Origin of the sequence: Chlorogloeopsis sp. ULAP02 (genome assembly GCF_038404745.2) — a bacterium.
Taxonomy (GTDB): domain Bacteria; phylum Cyanobacteriota; class Cyanobacteriia; order Cyanobacteriales; family Nostocaceae; genus Chlorogloeopsis.
Genome location: NZ_JAYKTT020000017.1, coordinates 169,532 through 187,664, shown reverse-complemented (window position 1 = coordinate 187,664; position 18,133 = coordinate 169,532). Strand labels below are relative to the sequence as shown.

17 protein-coding genes are annotated in these 18,133 nt (G+C 43.0%); 16 read left to right on the top strand and 1 reads right to left on the bottom strand.

The window, feature by feature from the left end; translation table 11 throughout:
• Positions 1-58 precede the first annotated feature (58 nt).
• The 7 genes from U2718_RS09375 (at position 59) to nfi (ending at position 4,479) form a co-directional block, all read left to right on the top strand.
• Positions 59-217 carry a hypothetical protein gene (locus U2718_RS09375; RefSeq protein WP_341997587.1) on the top strand — a complete coding sequence of 53 codons (159 nt, stop codon included), beginning with the start codon at positions 59-61 and terminating at the stop codon, positions 215-217.
• A gap of 424 nt (positions 218-641) precedes the next feature.
• On the top strand, positions 642-1,358 hold the full coding sequence (locus U2718_RS09370) for a pirin family protein (protein WP_341997585.1): 717 nt from the start codon (positions 642-644) through the stop codon (positions 1,356-1,358).
• Between the two features lie 198 nt (positions 1,359-1,556).
• Positions 1,557-1,790, top strand: coding sequence for a Nif11-like leader peptide family natural product precursor (locus tag U2718_RS09365; protein ID WP_341997583.1), 234 nt, complete (start codon positions 1,557-1,559; stop codon positions 1,788-1,790).
• A gap of 3 nt (positions 1,791-1,793) precedes the next feature.
• On the top strand, positions 1,794-2,009 hold the full coding sequence (locus U2718_RS09360; protein WP_341997581.1) for a hypothetical protein: 216 nt from the start codon (positions 1,794-1,796) through the stop codon (positions 2,007-2,009).
• A 5-nt stretch (positions 2,010-2,014) separates the two neighbouring features.
• Positions 2,015-3,100, top strand: coding sequence for a tRNA 2-selenouridine(34) synthase MnmH (gene mnmH, locus U2718_RS09355; protein ID WP_341997579.1), 1,086 nt, complete (start codon positions 2,015-2,017; stop codon positions 3,098-3,100).
• A gap of 218 nt (positions 3,101-3,318) precedes the next feature.
• A complete protein-coding gene (locus U2718_RS09350; RefSeq protein WP_341997577.1) occupies positions 3,319-3,489 on the top strand; it encodes a hypothetical protein in 171 nt (56 codons plus the stop codon).
• Between the two features lie 324 nt (positions 3,490-3,813).
• A complete protein-coding gene (nfi, locus tag U2718_RS09345) occupies positions 3,814-4,479 on the top strand; it encodes a deoxyribonuclease V (protein ID WP_341997575.1) in 666 nt (221 codons plus the stop codon).
• Positions 4,480-4,508: 29 nt separating this feature from the next.
• On the opposite strand, the gene U2718_RS09340 is transcribed toward nfi, so the two are convergent.
• On the bottom strand, positions 4,509-5,546 hold the full coding sequence (locus tag U2718_RS09340; RefSeq protein ID WP_341997573.1) for a LacI family DNA-binding transcriptional regulator: 1,038 nt from the start codon (positions 5,544-5,546) through the stop codon (positions 4,509-4,511).
• 724 nt (positions 5,547-6,270) lie between these two features.
• Between U2718_RS09340 and U2718_RS09335 the strand changes: the two genes are divergently transcribed.
• From U2718_RS09335 to U2718_RS09295, 9 genes are all read left to right on the top strand, one after another.
• Positions 6,271-7,284 (top strand): ABC transporter substrate-binding protein, encoded by a 1,014-nt coding sequence (locus tag U2718_RS09335; protein WP_341997571.1) that lies wholly within the window; start codon positions 6,271-6,273, stop codon positions 7,282-7,284.
• Positions 7,285-7,456: 172 nt separating this feature from the next.
• On the top strand, positions 7,457-9,010 hold the full coding sequence (locus tag U2718_RS09330; protein WP_341997569.1) for a sugar ABC transporter ATP-binding protein: 1,554 nt from the start codon (positions 7,457-7,459) through the stop codon (positions 9,008-9,010).
• A complete protein-coding gene (locus U2718_RS09325; protein WP_341997567.1) occupies positions 9,007-10,005 on the top strand; it encodes an ABC transporter permease subunit in 999 nt (332 codons plus the stop codon). Before U2718_RS09330 ends, U2718_RS09325 begins: the two co-directional genes overlap by 4 nt.
• Positions 10,006-10,198: 193 nt before the next feature.
• The gene (locus U2718_RS09320) at positions 10,199-11,803 is read left to right on the top strand and encodes an iron uptake porin (RefSeq protein WP_411813255.1); all 1,605 of its coding nucleotides are present in this window, start codon (positions 10,199-10,201) and stop codon (positions 11,801-11,803) included.
• A gap of 213 nt (positions 11,804-12,016) precedes the next feature.
• Positions 12,017-13,417: a sugar porter family MFS transporter gene (locus U2718_RS09315; protein ID WP_341997564.1), complete on the top strand. Its 1,401-nt coding sequence runs from the start codon at positions 12,017-12,019 to the stop codon at positions 13,415-13,417.
• Positions 13,418-13,693: 276 nt separating this feature from the next.
• A complete protein-coding gene (locus U2718_RS09310) occupies positions 13,694-14,278 on the top strand; it encodes an FHA domain-containing protein (RefSeq protein WP_341997562.1) in 585 nt (194 codons plus the stop codon).
• Between the two features lie 246 nt (positions 14,279-14,524).
• Positions 14,525-16,507: an FHA domain-containing protein gene (locus U2718_RS09305; RefSeq protein WP_341997561.1), complete on the top strand. Its 1,983-nt coding sequence runs from the start codon at positions 14,525-14,527 to the stop codon at positions 16,505-16,507.
• A gap of 298 nt (positions 16,508-16,805) precedes the next feature.
• Positions 16,806-17,492 (top strand): GDSL-type esterase/lipase family protein, encoded by a 687-nt coding sequence (locus U2718_RS09300; protein ID WP_289790480.1) that lies wholly within the window; start codon positions 16,806-16,808, stop codon positions 17,490-17,492.
• A 36-nt stretch (positions 17,493-17,528) separates the two neighbouring features.
• Complete coding sequence (locus U2718_RS09295) at positions 17,529-17,963, top strand: hypothetical protein (protein ID WP_341997557.1); 435 nt, start codon at positions 17,529-17,531, stop codon at positions 17,961-17,963.
• Positions 17,964-18,133: the final 170 nt, after the last annotated feature.

The following is an 18,133-nucleotide window of genomic DNA, read 5'->3' as shown; positions in this document are numbered from 1 at the left end:
ACTTCTTTATCGTTGCCACTTTCAAGCTAAAGGGCTGTAGACGCGGTAGATGCGGTAGATGCGGAGCAGCTTCCGTAAGTACAGCTACTTACCCTGCACCGAACCCCTACGGGGAACAGAAGTCGCTACGCGCAAGAGCTTAGGTACGGCGTATCCGTTGGTAGGCAGAGGGCAGAAGGAAACAGCAAGAGGATTGACTTATTTACTCCATTCGTAACGGGTAGTGTACCGCCTATGCAACTGCTCCTAAATTTGTCCACTCCATCCTAAAAAATGCCTAAGAGCGAACGAGAGCAGTAACTTTCCACGCCTTCAATTCTTTTAGATCAGCTTAGGAGAGAGTTTAAAATAGGCTCTGTTGATGTCAATTTTGGCAGAGCTTAGGGATAAGGACAGAATTTGTATTCATAAAAAAAGTCTATAAGTAGATTATTCATTTTGGTAGACAATCAAATTACGTTCTACCATTTTTTGACACCAAAATAATATTGCAAACAGGCTCGTGGATAAAGTTGAGCTAATCAGGTAAAAATTTAATTAATTACTACAGTAAAAAATGACCGAAAATACAAGCATTATTGCTATTAAACAAGATTGACGAATAAATTTCTACAACGATATATTACAACAAGGGTGAATGTATGACTTTCAATACCGCAACTTACGTAATTCACGACCGAAATGCACGCGGTCATACTCAAATAGGTTGGCTCGATAGTTACCACACTTTTTCCTTCGGTGGTTTTTACGATCCAAGCCGGATGGGATTTCGTTCTTTACGTGTAATAAATGATGACCGTGTTGCTCCTGGTGCGGGTTTTGCAACTCACGGGCATAAAGACATGGAAATTTTTACCTACGTGCTGGAAGGTGCTCTAGAGCATAAAGACAGCTTGGGTAACGGTTCGGTAATTCGTCCGGGAGAAGCACAAATAATGAGTGCTGGTACTGGTATTTTGCACAGCGAATTTAATCATTCTCAAACCGAACCCGTCCATTTTCTACAAATTTGGATTCTTCCTAACGAACAAAGACTGCAACCAAGGTACGAGCAAAAAGCTTTTCCACTTGAAGAAAGGCGTGGTAATTTACGCTTAATTGCCGCCAAAGATGGACGCGATGGTGCTGTGAAAGTTTTCCAGGATGTTGATTTGTACACATCTGTTTTGGAAACTGGTGATGTTGTGAATTATCACCTTTTGAGCGATCGCTACGGTTGGTTGCAAATTGCTCAAGGCGAAGTCAAGCTAAATGGTGAAGAACTCAAAGCCGGGGATGGAGTGCAAATAAGTGGAGAAGAGCAACTTGAAATCAGCACAGATGTAGGTGCAGAAATCTTGCTGTTTGATTTAGGATAATCTCTCGTTAATGGTGGAGTAGCTTGAGGTAGAGACGAATCTACCCGCAAGGAGAAGTGAAAGCAGCTAAAAACCCGCTAATCTATCAATCATTCGAGGTGGACGTGATACAGTCCTGATAAGCCCGCACCCTTAAGGGTGTCGGCTTCCTTTTCATCTCATATTCAAGAAACGAAATATCAGAGGAAATTTATACCTATGTCTCAAGCAAGTGTGAAAGAATTTTTAGCAACCGCTAAACAAGACGACGCGATCAGACAGCAACTCAAATCCGCCATGACTGTTCATGGCTGCATTGAAATTGCCAAAGACAGTGGCTACGACTTCACAGCCGAAGAATTACAATCTCAACTTAACGAAATGTCCGAAGAAGAAGTGGCAGAAATTGTCAATCCTGGTGTTGCTCCTCGTCGACATATTCAACCCCAATAAGTCTTGGTTGTAATCTCGATTTGCGTAGATTCTTCAGCTACTGCAAATGTCAAACAAAAGTGTGGGCAAGTGAGAGAAGAATATAATCTTTTGTCAGGCGATCGCTCTCATCAAACTCTATCAAAATGGTTTGCCCTTGCCCATTACTTGTTGAGCTTCTCTAAAGCATGCGATCAACCAAATCGTCAGAGTGTCAAAATGGAGCAAGAGAGTAGTTGATTAGCATGCCGCCTGTAATTACATACACCCAACAGCCTTGGAAAGAAACCTACAGTGAAATTATTGACGTTCGTTCTCCCAGTGAATTTGCGGAAGATCATATTCCTGGTGCAATAAATTTACCAGTTTTGAATGATGCCGAACGCGCCCAAGTAGGAACAATATACAAACAAGTTAACCCCTTTGAAGCCAAAAAAATCGGCGCGGCTTTGGTAGCAAAAAATATCTCTCTCCATCTCAGTCAACACCTCGCTGACAAACCAAAGAGTTACTATCCCCTTGTATATTGTTGGCGAGGCGGACAGCGTTCTTTTAGTATGGCTTCGGTGCTGAATCAAATTGGCTGGCGAGTCACTCTACTCGAAGGCGGCTACAAGACTTATCGTGCTTACGTGCGCCAGCAAATCGAGCGTTTACCAGAAACATTTACCTACCAAGTATTGTGTGGATTAACTGGTAGTGGCAAGACTCACATACTCAGGCAAATGCGCGATCGCGGTGCTCAAATTTTAGATTTAGAAGCTTTGGCTAACCATCGCGGTTCTTTGTTGGGTGAAGAGTGGCAAGGTAAACTTACACCTCAACCTTCACAAAAATACTTTGAAACACTGCTACTGCAACAACTACAAAGCTTTAATCCTCATCAGCCAGTGTGGGTAGAATCAGAAAGCTTCAAAATAGGTAAACTTTATTTGCCGCAGTCTTTGTGGAAGAACATGAAACAAAGTAGCTGTGTAGAAATTTATCTTCCTATTACTGCAAGAGTGCAATTTCTCTTACAGGAATATCAGCATTTAGAAAAGTATCCAGAGATTTTGAAAGCAAAGCTAGAAAATCTAAAATCTTGCTGTGGCTGGAAAAAATTAAATGAATGGTACCAGTTAATTGATAATGGCGAGCTAGGAGAATTTGTACGAGATATTCTAGAGTGTCATTACGATCCAACCTACAGTAAGTCGATCCAACGTGACTTTAGCAAAGTTGAGCGAGTGCTATCCATACCAGATTTATCTGATAGCAGTATCAAGAATTTATTAGATAATTTATTGCCAAATAATTTCTCAGAACTAACGCTAGTTTCGTCACAATAACATTCCCTCCTTTTTAAGCAGAGTTAAAGATGATTTACAAAGTAAACCTTTTGTAGTGGTATGACACGACTAAAATGATGCACTATAGTTTTCTTGTCGATGAGTTTCTAGCTCGTCCGATGCGGACAAGACGTCCACACCACAAGATTTATATCAATAGTTTAATTTTCTAGGAGCGATACACTTAAATTTGGACGCGGTGACGCAAACAAGGGGAGATGCGGAGATTCGATCAAGCTCAAAACCTTGTCATCCAAATTCAAAACCTCATCACAGAGCTTCAGAACCTCAATGTTCAAGTTCAAAGCCTCATCATCCAGGTTCAGAACTTCAACGTTCAAGCTCAAAATCTTGTCATTGAGCTTCAAAACCTCAACGTCCAACCTTAGATCCTCATTATCCAAGTTTAAAGACTCAAACAACGCGATCGCTCTCTTGGCGTCTGTGCTTTTTAAAACAGTGATTTTGCTCTTATGCTTTCAGTCTTCATTGAACTGTATTGGCTTATGTGCCAGTGATTGGCAAAAATATAATAGACATCTGGTGAAAAAAATGGCGATCGCTTCCTACAAATTGCGCCACCCATAACTTACAATCTGCGTTATCGTAAAAAGCCTTTTGTTATAAATCCCCGACTTTTTAGAAAAGTCGGGGATCTGAACACCTGGAGTTGTCAAATCAATATGGTGGAGTAGTAATCCGGGGGGTGTAATTTGGAAATTAATCAACGCCACAGTTGGACTTTAACTGTAGAGGAAGCTATAGCTATCCAAGAACAACTACAAGCAGAAGTCATCACCGTAGATCAACTCAAGCAACCTGTGCAGTATGTGGCTGGGGTAGATATGGGTTTTGAAGCCGATGGCACTATTAGCCGTGCCGCCGTAGCAGTACTAAGCTTTCCTGACTTGCAACTACAGGAGACGAGCATAGCACGCCGCCCAACGTCGTTTCCCTACATTCCCGGTTTCCTTTCTTTTCGCGAAATACCCGCAGTTCTTGATGCATTAGAAAAGATAAAATTAACACCAGATATAATTTTGTGTGATGGTCAGGGAATAGCTCATCCACGCAGATTTGGCATAGCTTGCCATCTAGGAGTCATCGTAGATATACCAAGTATTGGAGTAGCTAAATCATTATTAGTCGGCAAGCACCAAGACTTGTCAGATATACGAGGTAGCTGGCAACCATTAGTATATAAAGGTGACACTGTTGGAGCAGCATTAAGAACACGTTCAGGTGTTAAGCCTGTATATATATCTAGCGGTCATCGTATTAGTTTACCTACAGCAATTGATTACGTATTGCGCTGCACAACTAAATATCGATTACCAGAAACTACACGCATTGCGGATAAATTGGCGTCTAATAAGTAGAGACGCGATATGAGCGATCGCCTACAAAATTAGTTGTAGTCGTTTTTTAATGGCGCACTACTACCCCGCTTTACCAGAACAGGCGATAAAACGCGGTTTTCTACACTTTTTTCTTCTAATAAATCGAGTAACATTTGCATAGCAAAGCGACCAATTTCTAACATTGGCTGACTGACTGTCGTCAGGGGTGGCGTAACGTAACGCGATAAAGCAATACCATCAAATCCGACTAAACTTAAATCTTGTGGTACCAAAATCCTTAGTTCTTGACAAGCCAACAGAGCGCCAACTGCAACCATATCGTTATAACAGAATATACCAGTTACCCCAGCAGTAACTAGCTTAGATAACATCCGTTGCCCAGTCACAACATCGCTGCTTCTTTTACTATCTTCATCATTAATTGCAACCCAATCTGTCTTTTGTGGTAAACCAGCTTCACTCAGAGCCATTCGATATCCTTCTAGACGCTGCTGATTTGATCTACTGCGATCGCCCACACCTAGATAACCAATAGAGGTGTGTTTAAGACTGATAAGATGCTCTACAGCCAATCGCGCACCTAAGCAGTCGTCTATTGACACTGAGTGAATCATTTCGGGTTGATTTTCTGTTTGGCTGTTTATAAAAACTGTTGGTACAGCAATTTGCGCTAGTTGCTTGGTATGGTGTTTACTAATTCGCGAGTCGGCTACCAAGATACCGTCCACTCTGCGGCAATGAAAACTATTAATAGCTGCTATTTCTTGCTCTAAATCTCGGTGTGAAGCACTTAATAAAACACTTAAACCTGCTGTTCTGGCTATCTGTTCTATTCCCTCCACTACCTCAGCAAAAAAGGGATCTGCTATTGAAGTTACTACTACGCCAATGGTGTTAGTGCGTTGATTTTGTAAGCTTTGAGCAATACCATTAGGCACATAACTCATCTCCCGCGCCAGTTGCTTAATTTTCTCTCGCACCTTAAGGCTAATTAGAGGACTATCTCGTAAAGCACGTGAAACTGTGGTATGAGAAACGCCTGCTCTTCGAGCAATATCTTCTATCGAAGTTTTTCGTTTACCCATTGATTTTTTACATTATTTTACAATAATCATGCACACGTGTGCATAATAACAATTATTATTAGAATAATATAGGTAGTTGTCAAATCATTATTTTCATTACAGATATTTTTGTAATTGGCAAAAATATTGAAAAAACTATTAAAATCTAATCTGGAAACTAAATTGTATCAGATATCAATTTAATAGCCTATCAACACGAGCGCACAATTCCGGTCGTAGAGAAAATTAGATTAAGGCATTTAATTCAATTTTGAGGTGATTATTTAATATGTAAAATTAAATACTGCCAATTGAGGTAAAATTCTAATTCAAAGCAAAGCATTTGCTCTATCTATATGAATATTTAGATATTTTAAGTAGAACTGTATCTACCTCGCAAATAAACTTAATATACGTTTAATGCACACGTGTGCAAAAATGAAAATAATTTCAGATATATCTATGATATATGTGTGCGAATGAAAGTACAAAACCACAATTTAATAAATTAATATCAAAAAGTATCAGGATCTGTCTCCAACTTAAATAATTACATCAACAAGACTGAAAAGTTTCACTTATATTCACAAGCAGAATAGGGTGAATAATTACTCAGACGATTTTATTTTCGGTGGCTTTGACTGAAAGCGGGAATTCGGCAATAAATCGAAAATTTCATTCTGACATATTAACTGAATCAGCCTCAGTACTGTTGACAATAAAACAAGAATAATTTAAGGAATAGTTGAATGTGAAAAAGATTGCGATTGTAGCTAGCGTATTAAGTATCGTCGGTGGTACTTTGGTAGGCTGCACAAATACCTCTCCAAATGGCAGCACTACTAATAGCGCTAATACTTACACTGCTACTAACACAGCTACACAAGAGCGAGAGGTAAAATTGCGATCGGTTGGTGTCACCGTTGGCGATTTAGGTAACCCTTTCTTTGTGCTAATGGGGCAGGGAGCCGAGAAAGAAGCAAAGAAAATTGGGGGTAGTGATGTCAGAGTTACTGTAGTTTCCAGTGGCTATGACTTGAACCAGCAATTCAACCAAATCGAAAATTTTGTTGCTGCCGATACTGACATAATTATCCTCAATGCTGCTGACAGTAGAGGAATTCAGCCAGCAGTTGAGAAAGCAAGACGTGCAGGTACGATAGTGATAGCGGTAGATACCGCCGTTGATGCAGAGGTAGATGCTACAGTTACCACCGATAATCTACAAGCCGGAGAGGTTGGTTGCCAATATATTGCCGATCGCCTCAAGGGCAAAGGCAATGTAGTAATTGTGAACGGGCCGCCTGTAAACTCAGTCATCCAGCGAGTTGATGGTTGCCAAAAAGTATTATCCAAATATCCCGATATCAAAATACTCTCTAAAGACCAGAACGCAGAAGGGAGCCGGGATGGAGGACTCAGAGTCATGAGCGATCTGCTGACAACCTTTCCCAAAATTGATGCAGTCTTTGCCATCAACGATCCGAGCGGTGTAGGAGTAGATCTTGCCGCAAGCCAAGCAAAACGTAAGGAATTTTTTATTGTTGGGGTTGATGGTGCGCCAGAAGCAATCGAAGCGATCGCATCCCAAGATAGCCTCTATGCTGCAACAGCCACTCAAAATCCTAGAGGCATGACTCAAACAGCAGTTCAGGTTGGTAACGACATCCTGCATGGCAAAAAACCTTCCTCACCTAACATTCTGATTCCAGTCAAGCTGATTACGCGAGATAACGTCAGTACCTTTAAAGGCTGGTAAGTAGTAGGGGCGAGGAAGAGGACATGGGGACACGGAGAAAAGGAGAAAAATTTTTCCTTACTCTCCCACAGTCTCCAACCCCAGAGGAGTCCCTTAGCCCCCAATCACCGCATCACCTTGTTCTCTTCAATACCCGATCACCAATTCCGAATTGTTTTTGCAAAAGCCACTTATGACAACAAATAATGAAACCTTCTTGGCGAATGCATCAATTGCCACCCCTGTATTAGAAATGCGAGGGATTACAAAAAGATTTCATGGTGTGCCTGCTCTCCAAAATGTCAACCTCACAATTTATTCAGGAGAGGTTCACGCCCTGATGGGCGAAAACGGGGCAGGCAAAAGTACATTGATGAAGATTCTGGCTGGGGCTTACATTGCCGATGAAGGTGAGATTCGCATCAACGCTCAACCTGTGAAAATTACCGATCCGGGTACAGCACGCAGAGCGGGCATTAATCTCATTTATCAAGAACTGAATGTCGCACCCAATTTAACCGTTGCTGAAAATATTTTTATGGGTAGCGAGTTACGGCGGGGTCAGTTTTTAGACCGCAATGGGATGGAGCATGAAGCACAGCAAGTGCTAGCAAGCTTAGGAGCCAGTTTTACCGCCAATGATATTGTTGGTAACTTATCAATCGCCGAACAGCAGCAAGTAGAAATTGCGCGGGCGCTGAAGGACAAAAGCCGCGTTTTAGTTATGGATGAGCCAACAGCAGCACTGTCTGACCGCGAAACAGAGCGTTTATTTCAGGTAATTCACAAACTGCGCAATGACGGCATTGCCATCATCTATATCAGTCATCGGATGGAAGAAATATATGCTCTAGCCGATCGGATTAGTGTGCTGCGCGATGGTCAATACATTGGCAGCCTTACCCGTGATGAAATTTCTCCCCATCGATTGGTGCGGATGATGGTTGGTCGCTCAATGCAGGACTTTTACGAACACCAACGGCAAACAAATCTCGGCCCAGTGATGCTAGAAGTCAGAAATATCAGTGACGGACGCAAGGTTCAGCCAACTAGTTTTCAACTTCATGCTGGAGAAATTCTCGGACTGGCAGGGTTAGTTGGTGCAGGACGCACAGAGGTATCCCGGCTGATTTTTGGTGCTGATCCTAAGGCAAGCGGTGAGGTATTCCTGAATGGTAAAAAACTGGAAATTAATTCGCCTAGTGATGCCATTGCTGCCGGTATTGGCTACGTTCCCGAAGACCGTAAAGATCAGGGTTTATTCTTAGAGATGAGTTCCCGTAAGAACATTGCCCTCAACAGACTCAAGCAGGAGGCAAAGGCTGGCATTGTTAATTGGGGTTCCGTTAATCGGACGGCAACGGAAGCAGTCGAAAACTTTAATATCAGGCTTGCGAATTTAGAAATCAGAGCAGTGGATCTTTCTGGTGGGAATCAGCAGAAGCTACTGCTAGCACGTTGGCTAGCCATTAAGCCAAGAATATTGATGTTGGATGAGCCGACACGCGGTGTAGATATCGGTGCCAAAAGCGAAATTTACCGAATTATGAGCGATTTAGCAGCACAAGGTGTTGCGATTCTCATGGTTTCCAGCGAACTACCAGAGGTTGTAGGGATGAGCGATCGCGTCTTGGTGATGCGAGAGGGGCAACTGGTGGGCGAACTTGACGGCAGCCCTGACAAAGAAATTACCCAAGAAAACATCATGCACTATGCCACAGGAGCATCGGAGGTACTAGCATCATGAGTCAAACTTTAAGACCTGTCAACAATAGACCAGGAGAACATCCCAAGTCACGTCAGCGTCAATCAATTAACAATTTCCTTCAGGTTGCAGGAATTCTGCCCATCCTGGTGCTAATTTGCATCATGTTTGCGTTACTTAGCCCCAACTTCCTGACACCAGGTAATGCCATCAATATATTGCGGCAGGCATCAATTAATATCGTGCTGGCAACAGGGATGACATTTGTAATTCTGACCGGAGGCATAGACCTTTCAGTGGGGTCGATATTAGCTGTTTCTGCGGTAGTTGCAGTGCTGGTGTCGCTTCTACCTGGTTTAGGTTGGGCGGCTGTGCTTGCTGGGTTGCTAACAGGATTGGCTCTGGGGTTAGTTAACGGCGCTCTTATCACCTTTTTAGATGTACCGCCTTTTATTGTCACGTTGGGTTCATTGACTGCCTTAAGGGGTGTTGCCTTTTTAGTTGCCAATGGTACAACGGTCATCAACCGTAACTTGAACTTTGCTTGGATAGGCAATAGTTATTTAGGCCCTTTGCCGTGGTTAGTAATCATTGCACTGCTGACTGTTGCAGCGAGTTGGTTTGTCCTCCGGCAGACAGTCTTGGGAGTACAAATCTACGCTGTTGGTGGTAACGAGCGGGCAGCACGACTGACTGGCATCAAAGTTGATCGTGTGTTGCTATTTGTCTATGGCGTCAGTGGCTTGCTGGCAGGATTGGCAGGAATTATGAGTGCCAGCCGTCTTTATAGTGCCACTGGAATGTTAGGTCAAGGCTATGAATTGGATGCGATCGCTGCTGTGATTCTTGGTGGAACCAGCTTCACAGGTGGGATTGGTACTATTGGGGGAACCCTTCTGGGTGCATTAATCATTGCTGTTCTCAACAATGGTTTAACCCTATTGAATATGTCTTACTTCTGGCAACTAGTCGTCAAAGGACTAGTAATCATTGTGGCGGTGATGATTGATCGGCTCCGCAGACGTTCCAGACGTTGAAAAATCAGCAGATTTGTACACAGAGCAAGTTTTATACCAATTATTCAAATTGGAGCTATGCATAGTTTGTAGTAAGCACGCTTTGTGCTTACTACAAGCAGATGACATCTGTAGCCATTTTTTGGAGAAACGGTATTAGGATACTTAATTTTTGATTTCATATCCAAAATTTAGCAACACCCTGCTAAAAGCTATGCTTAAAAAATTCTTATACAGTTTTCCACTTCTTTTATTGATGTGTCCAGCAGTATCGGCTGCTCCTTTAGAGGATGCAGATGTTAACCTTGGCAGCTTGCAGGCACAGTTAACATCTGTCTCCGAACTCAGTGATGTCAAACCAACCGATTGGCCATTTCAAGCACTGCAATCGCTTGTCGAACGCTACGGTTGTATTGCGGGTTATCCTGACTCTACCTATCGTGGTAACCGTGCTCTCAGCCGTTACGAGTTTGCGGCTGGTTTAAATGCTTGCCTTGACCGAATTAATGAGTTAATTGCTGCACGTTCTAGCGAACTACTCAATCAAGAAGACTTGGCAGTACTGCAAAGATTGCAAGAAGAGTTTGCGGCAGAACTAGAAACCCTGCGTGGGCAAGTGGATAGCCTGGAGGCACGCGCATCAACTTTAGAAGCACAGCAATTTTCTACAACTACCAAGCTGAACGCTCAAATTATTACTGCTGTTAGCGACACCTTTGGTAATGGGGTGGCTGATGATCGCGATCGCTCCACAACCTACTTTGGTAATCGAGGTCGTCTCAACTTAGAGAGTAGCTTCACAGGCAAAGATTTATTGCGAGTCCGTCTGGAGTTCGGCAATTTCTTGAATTCCAATGGTAGAAGCCAGATTGCATCGGTAACGGGTACCGGGATGACACGGCTAAACTTTGACACCAGTATTGACAATAACCTCAGTATTCCCCACATCCGTTACTACTTTCCAGTTAGTGATTCTGTTTCTTTTGTAGTCGGCCCCACAGGTATTGGCTACACCGATATTACGGATACCGTAACTCCTGCCACTATTGCTGATGACGGTAACGGCATTCCCTCACTATTTGGAGAATACAGTCCCCTATTCCGACGAGGTGGTGGCGGTGCAGCCGTTAATTGGAAACTCACTGACGAACTAGTTCTCACCCTGGGCTATTTGGCAATTAATCCTAATTTTCCATCTGAAAAAAATGGATTATTTGATGGTGGTTACAACGCTTTAGCACACTTGGTGTATTACGGCAAGCAAGGAGCAGTTGGCATTGCCTATTCTCATGGCTATAGCCCTGGTGGCAAAGTCGATCTCACAGGTGGAACGGGTAGCAACTTGTCAATTTCTCCCTTTGGCAATAACATTGCCACTTCCAACAACATTGTGGGCGCACAAGGATACTATCGTTTCTCTGAAAATTTCCAAATCCACGCCTGGGGTGGATATATCTGGGCAAATGCCGAGAACTCTGGCTTGAGCGATATTTCAAATGGCAGGAACGGAACGGATGCACTCTTTGTGAACAGTGGTGACAATGCCAATGCCTGGTATGGAGCGATCGGGATGTCGTTTCCGGATGTGGGAGGTAGAGGCAACCTACCAGGAATTCTCTTTGGTATACCGCCGCGCGTATCCAATAGTGACGTGCGTTCAGAAAGAGACAACGCTTACCACATAGAAGCATTTTATCGCTGGCGACTAAATGACCATATTTCCGTGACTCCTGGTTTTTGGGTAATTCTCAACCCAGAAAATGACAGCAGAAACGATCCCCAGTATGTAGGCTTGGTTCGCACAACCTTTGATTTCTAAATCTAAAGCGATCGCAAATTTTACTCCAGCTTCAACCCAGCCATTCACCAGTGAAGCGCAGACAAGAGGGGGAGAGTGGAAGAGAAAACCCTTCTCCTTGTCTCCGTGTCTCTATGTCCTCTTGATTCCCCGTGTCTCTCCTTCTTTGCGTCCCCGCGTCTATTTATCAAGCCAGTCTCAAAAACACTCTCACTACACATACGAGATCTAACTATGTCTTCTACTACTACTCGTCGTCAAGCCAACACATATTATGTCATCTTGATAGCTGGTGCTGCTGCTCTCGGCGGCTTTCTGTTCGGTTTTGACACTGCCGTAATCAACGGCGCGGTTGCAGCTCTCTCCAAAGCCTTTAATGCCAGCAGTGTACAAACTGGTCTTGCCGTGTCTCTGGCGTTACTAGGATCGGCTGTAGGAGCCTTTTATGCAGGCAAGATTGCCGATCGCTATGGTAGAGTTAAGGCAATGGTGGTAGCTTCGGTATTGTTTACCATTAGTGCCGTTGGCTCTGGGATTGCCATTACCATCTGGGATTTTATCTTTTGGCGGGTTTTGGGTGGACTAGCAGTTGGTGCTGCTAGCGTGATTGCGCCAGCTTACATTGCCGAGTGTTCTCCCAGTCATTTGCGAGGAAGGTTGGGTTCTCTTCAGCAATTAGCAATTGTAGTTGGTATTTTCATTGCACTGCTATCCGACTACTTTATCGCTGTATCAGCAGGTTCAGCTGAGTTGCCATTTTTATTCGGAATTGCCGCTTGGCGCTGGATGTTTTGGACAGAAATCCCTCCAGCCGTGCTTTACGGAATGGCAGCTTTGACAATTCCTGAATCGCCCCGCTACCTGGTTGCCCAAGGACGAGAGCCAGAAGCTGCTAATGTTCTGACTAAGATTTTAGGGGGTAATGTTCTGGCAAAAATCGAAGAAATTCGACAAACAGTGCTGCGAGAGCGCCAGCCTAAATTTTCTGACCTTTTGAGCAGAAGTGGTAGACTCCTGCCTATAGTTTGGATTGGAATTGGCTTATCTGTCTTCCAGCAATTTGTTGGTATTAATGTCATTTTCTACTACAGCAGCATTTTATGGCGGGCAGTCGGATTTTCAGAAAAAAATTCTTTGACGATCACGGTAATTACAGGAGCCGTCAACATTATTACTACGCTGATCGCGATCGCCTTCGTAGATAAATTCGGTCGCAAGCCCTTGCTCATCTTAGGGTCAATTGGCATGACTGTAACCTTAGGGACGATGGCTTCTATTTTTGGAACTGCTCAGGTGGATGCTGCGGGCAATCCCACTCTTAGCACAAGTGCGGGTATTGTGGCTCTCATTGCAGCTAACCTTTATGTATTTTGCTTCGGTTTTTCCTGGGGGCCAGTGGTTTGGGTGCTGCTGGGAGAAATGTTTAATAATAAGATTCGAGCTGCTGCACTTTCACTTGCTGCGGCTATGCAATGGGTTGCAAATTTTGTCGTTTCCACGACATTTCCTCCCATCTTGCAATATTTCGGACTAGGTACTGCCTACGGTCTTTATACAACTGCGGCGGCGATCTCAATCTTTTTCGTTTGGTTCTTTATTAGGGAAACTAAAGGAATTGAGTTAGAAGATATGTAATTGACATTGATTTTTGCTGTGCAACAACCCCACTTATTTGTCTGTAATACCTAAAACTTTAATGCAGACACAGAAGAGGTTTTAGATTTAGCGTACCAACATCCCAAATCTGCACGGATAACTTTATATTTAGCTCAACTTCTTCCAGAGGCTCGTTAGAAATTCACTGTGGATTCATTTAAATATTTTGTAAATAGTTGCTTGCACCTACCTAATCATGTTAGGAATCGCACAGGGAGAAGTTGTAGCTAAATTAAGAATGAGGGGGTTGGAACAATGAATGCACTAACTTTACAATGGCACGATGCTGGACAAGCCAAAACTCAGAAAATTCACGAACATCAGCCAAGTAAAAATCTTGGTACTATCCGTATAGGTCGCGATCCACTCAGGTGTGATATTGTTCTGAGCAACCCTACCGTTTCAGGTTTGCATATAGAAATATTTTTCAATTCTCAGCAGCAACGCTTTTTAATTAGAAATTTACGAGAACAAAACCCTCCCTTAATAGATGGACGTAAATTGACTCAAGGTGAAATGCCTTTAGGTGAAGGTAGCACAATATATTTAGGACAACAACAACTCAAGGTGATTGCTATTTCAAGCCCCGCAGCTAGCAGCGTTCCACCCACAATTTTGACACCACCTCAACCAGTAACGCCAATAGCAAAACCACAACCCCAAGCACATCCAGGACATTATTTACCTATACCTCCAACACCACCACAAGGAATTTATGGGTTGCAGTGTCCTAGATGTCAGAAAATTTCTTCCTACAATGACTTATTACTGGGTTGTCACCACTGTGGTCATTCCTTACAAGATGCACAAAGCGTTTTAGTTCCACCAACAAATTATTAATTCTTCAGGTTATAAGAAAGAAAATAATAAATTGAAAGGTAACAACAAAGTTGTTATGCTAGTCTTTTTTAAGTATTTTCTATACCAATTTTCTAGACCAATAATTCCTTGCTATGGTGCAGAGCAAGCTGATTCATCTGTAGCGTCAATCCAAAATCCAAAATCCAAAATCGATTGACCTTTTTACTTGAGCTTGCTTTGCTCTCATTTATTATCTGGATAACAATTTTATAATTTCCAAGAATTATGAATAGTGGTTCTATAGAAATTCAATTATTTTGGCAAGAACCAGTCACCGGAGAACAACGAGAACCAAGATTGAGAGCACCAATTGCATTCGGTAGAGAATTTGCAAGAATGCCTGCTGAACATCGAGGGCAACCAGTTACCCGAATGGTGCTCAACCATGACCAAGTTTCCCGTTTTCATGCCTTAATTGAGTGGGAACGAGATCAATTAGTGGCAACCGATCAAGGTAGTGTTAATGGCATTTATGTGAATGGTCAACGTCAAACACAAGCCATTCTTAATAGTGGGGATCTTTTACAAATAGGCCCTTATGTAATTTCTCTAAGCTTTGCAGTTCCCACTACACCCAGTCCACCTCCACAAGTTCCTAGCAGGAATTCTACTATTCAATTCAACCCTAATACCAACCTACCAGACCCGACTTTACCTCCACAACAACCTGTGACACCAGTGAGTAGCAATTTTCCGCCTCCGGTGTTTCAACAACAACAAATTTCTGTACAAGCACTTCATGCTACAGGCTTACCAGTAGAGGAAATAGACTACCTAGCAGTTGGGGCTGGATTAGGTAGTTTTGTTTGGATAGATTTACTGAGAATAAGTGGTGTCCCAGTTGACAAAATTATCGCACTGGGCATAGATAAAGAGCCATACGCCCGTTATAAGCTTCTATGTCAAAATTCACAGATTCCTTTACACGAAAGATTGCGCTCTAATTCTGACTCTTGTCCTGATAATATTTGGGGCTGGCCTAGTTATGCTTTGCGGGAAGCTTGGCACGACTTTACTAAAGGCAGGCTTAATAATTCTGTGAGGCATCTGTGGCAAGTTTTTGCTGAACCTACCTTGATCGAAACTTATACGCCCCGTTCTGGTAATGTATTTGATTCTATAGACCGGGAGGCAAAGCGTATTGGCTGGGATACAATGTATCGCTTCGGGCGAGTGTTGGCAATTCGTAAAACTGATGATGGCAGGTATTGTCTAGCCTATTCACGCGGACGTGGCAATCATGCTTTTTTTGTGTGCCGTTATTTACACTTAGCTACTGGTTATCCAGCACTTCAGTTTCTTCCCCACTTGCAAGTTTATCGGGAAAAATACAAAGACTTCAAGTCGGTTGTAAATGCTTATGAAGAACACAATCATGTCTACGAGCAATTAGAACGCCAAGGTGGCAGAATTTTGATTCAGGGGCGAGGAATAGTTGCTTCTCGGATTTTGCAGCGCGTTTATGAGGTACGACAGAAGAATCCCAATATTTCTGTTTTGCACTTAATGCGATCGCCTAAACCGGAAGGCAATAAATACGGCAGTTCTCAGCGTTCAGTCAAGCATCACATCGAATTGCAACCATTTAACTGGCCGAAAGCTTGTTGGGGTGGAGAATTGCGAGAAATGCTAGAAAAATCAACTCCAGATGTACGTAAAGAATTAATATCAAATAAAGTCTGGGGAGGAACCACCACCGCCGATCGCCTAGACTGGCAACGCATTACAGACAATGGAATTGCAGAAGGTTGGTATAAAATTCAATTTGCTGTGGTGACAAGAGTAGAGCAAGACTCCAGGCAGCACATCATCACTTACATTCAAGATAAAGACTTTGGTGAAATTCAACTTCCTGCTGTTGATTTTATTATTGATGCCACTGGCTTAGATGCCAAAGTCAAGGAAAGTCCTTTATTGAAGGATTTGGTTGAACATTACAATCTACCGCTAAATCCTATGCAACGTTTAGCTGTTGCCAACAATTTTGAGTTAGTAGAAATGCGGAATAACAAAGCTAAAATGTATGCTGGGGGAACTATTACATTCGGTGGCCCCTATGCAGCAGTTGATAGCTTTTTGGGCTTGCAATATGCTGCTCTTTGTGCCGTGGATAGTCTTGCTGTTGCCCGTGCGCCTAAACTACATCGCTTAGATCCTGTAAGTTCCTTCAGACAGTGGCTAAAGTGGGTATTTAATCAATCTCCCTAGTTAGGTTACAGGGGACAGGTTACAGAACAGGAGGGGGAGAGAGGGAGAGTGGGAGAGAAAATCCTTCTCCTTGTCCCCGCGTCCCCTTCCACGTCTTTGCCTCTTTGCGTCACCTTCCTCACCTCCCTCACCTCCTTGTCCCCGCGTTCTCTTCCCCGATTCCCTATCCCCTATTTCTCCAATATCTGTAGCATGGAGCTGGAAAATATACTTGTTTATGGTGTAGAAATGTATAGAATTTTGTAAATAAATAAAATACTGTTTGTTTAATATGCAGACATTTTCAGTACCTACCTCAATGCAACTGTCTACAAGACCAACCGAAACTCAGCCTTTAAAGATTGTCGCACTGGGGGACAGTTTAATATACGGATTTGGTGATCCCGAAGGAGGCGGCTGGGTTGAGCGACTGCGGCGGCAGTGGATGTCACCCGATCGCGCCGGTCATGTCCTCTATAATTTGGGTGTCAGAGGCGATCGCGTCCAGCAAGTCGCTCAAAGACTAGAAGTTGAATTTCGCCACCGGGGCGAACTCCGCAATCAAGTTCCCGACTTGATCATTCTCTCAGTCGGTGTGAATGACTCCGCGCGGCTAGGTCGTGAGAATGGACGCAATTACACAGACTTTGCCATTTTTGATGTCGAAATCTCTTCTCTGCTAGAACAGGCACAACAACTCTGTCCAGTGCTATTTGTGGGTATGGTACCAGTTGACGAAGCAAAAATGCCATTCCTCGATTGTTTCTATTACAATCACGCCGATCAGTTTCGTTACAAAGAAGCGACTCGACTTGCTTGCCAAAAACACGGAATTCCCTATCTCGATATTTTTCAAAAATGGATGGAACGGGGAGAGAATTGGCGGTTAAGACGTTTGAGTAATGACGGTCTTCACCCCAATACACTAGGCTATCAAGCTTTGTTAGAAGATGTCACAAATTGGGAAGCACTTGAAACTTTTCAACACAAGTCCTATTCCCATTAAGCATCATCTTTTGACTTTTTGTTTTTGACTTGCTCTATGACACCCACATTATTTGGCCGCTGGCAAACTCGATTATTACTGCTTGTAACTGTAGGTGTAGTAGTATCCATACCCTTTGCTTTAGGTTTAGTTGGTTCCCCTCCTGGCAGTGTCTATTTCTGGATTCTTGCTTATGTCGCTATTTTTGGCATAGTCTGGGATGTAGTTTATGATCGGCTGCAAAAAAATCGCTGGGATAGAGACTGGCCAGCAATTTATCAACTATTAGCTGGGATTTGGGAATTTATATTTGTAGTTTGTGGAGTAGCAATTTTTGGCTTTTTGCCAATTCCTCTTCCCAAAGAAAAACTACCTGTTTTCTGGGTGGTTATGCATTATAGTATTGTGTGGATAGCGGTTTTTGTTGCTTCGCAAAGTCTAATGCGGATTATATTTCCCAAGTGGCGCTTCCGTGGCGGACAGTGGTTGTAAATAGAAGGTAAAAGGTCGAGAGCATGAGATGGTAAAGTTATACCAATTTTGGATTAAAACCATTGATTAGTAGGCTTGTCTAGAATTTTGAAACAAAACTCCTTACGCCATTTTGGTATTACCACACTTTTACCAATGCTCAATTTTCGCAGGCCATTTAATTACCACTA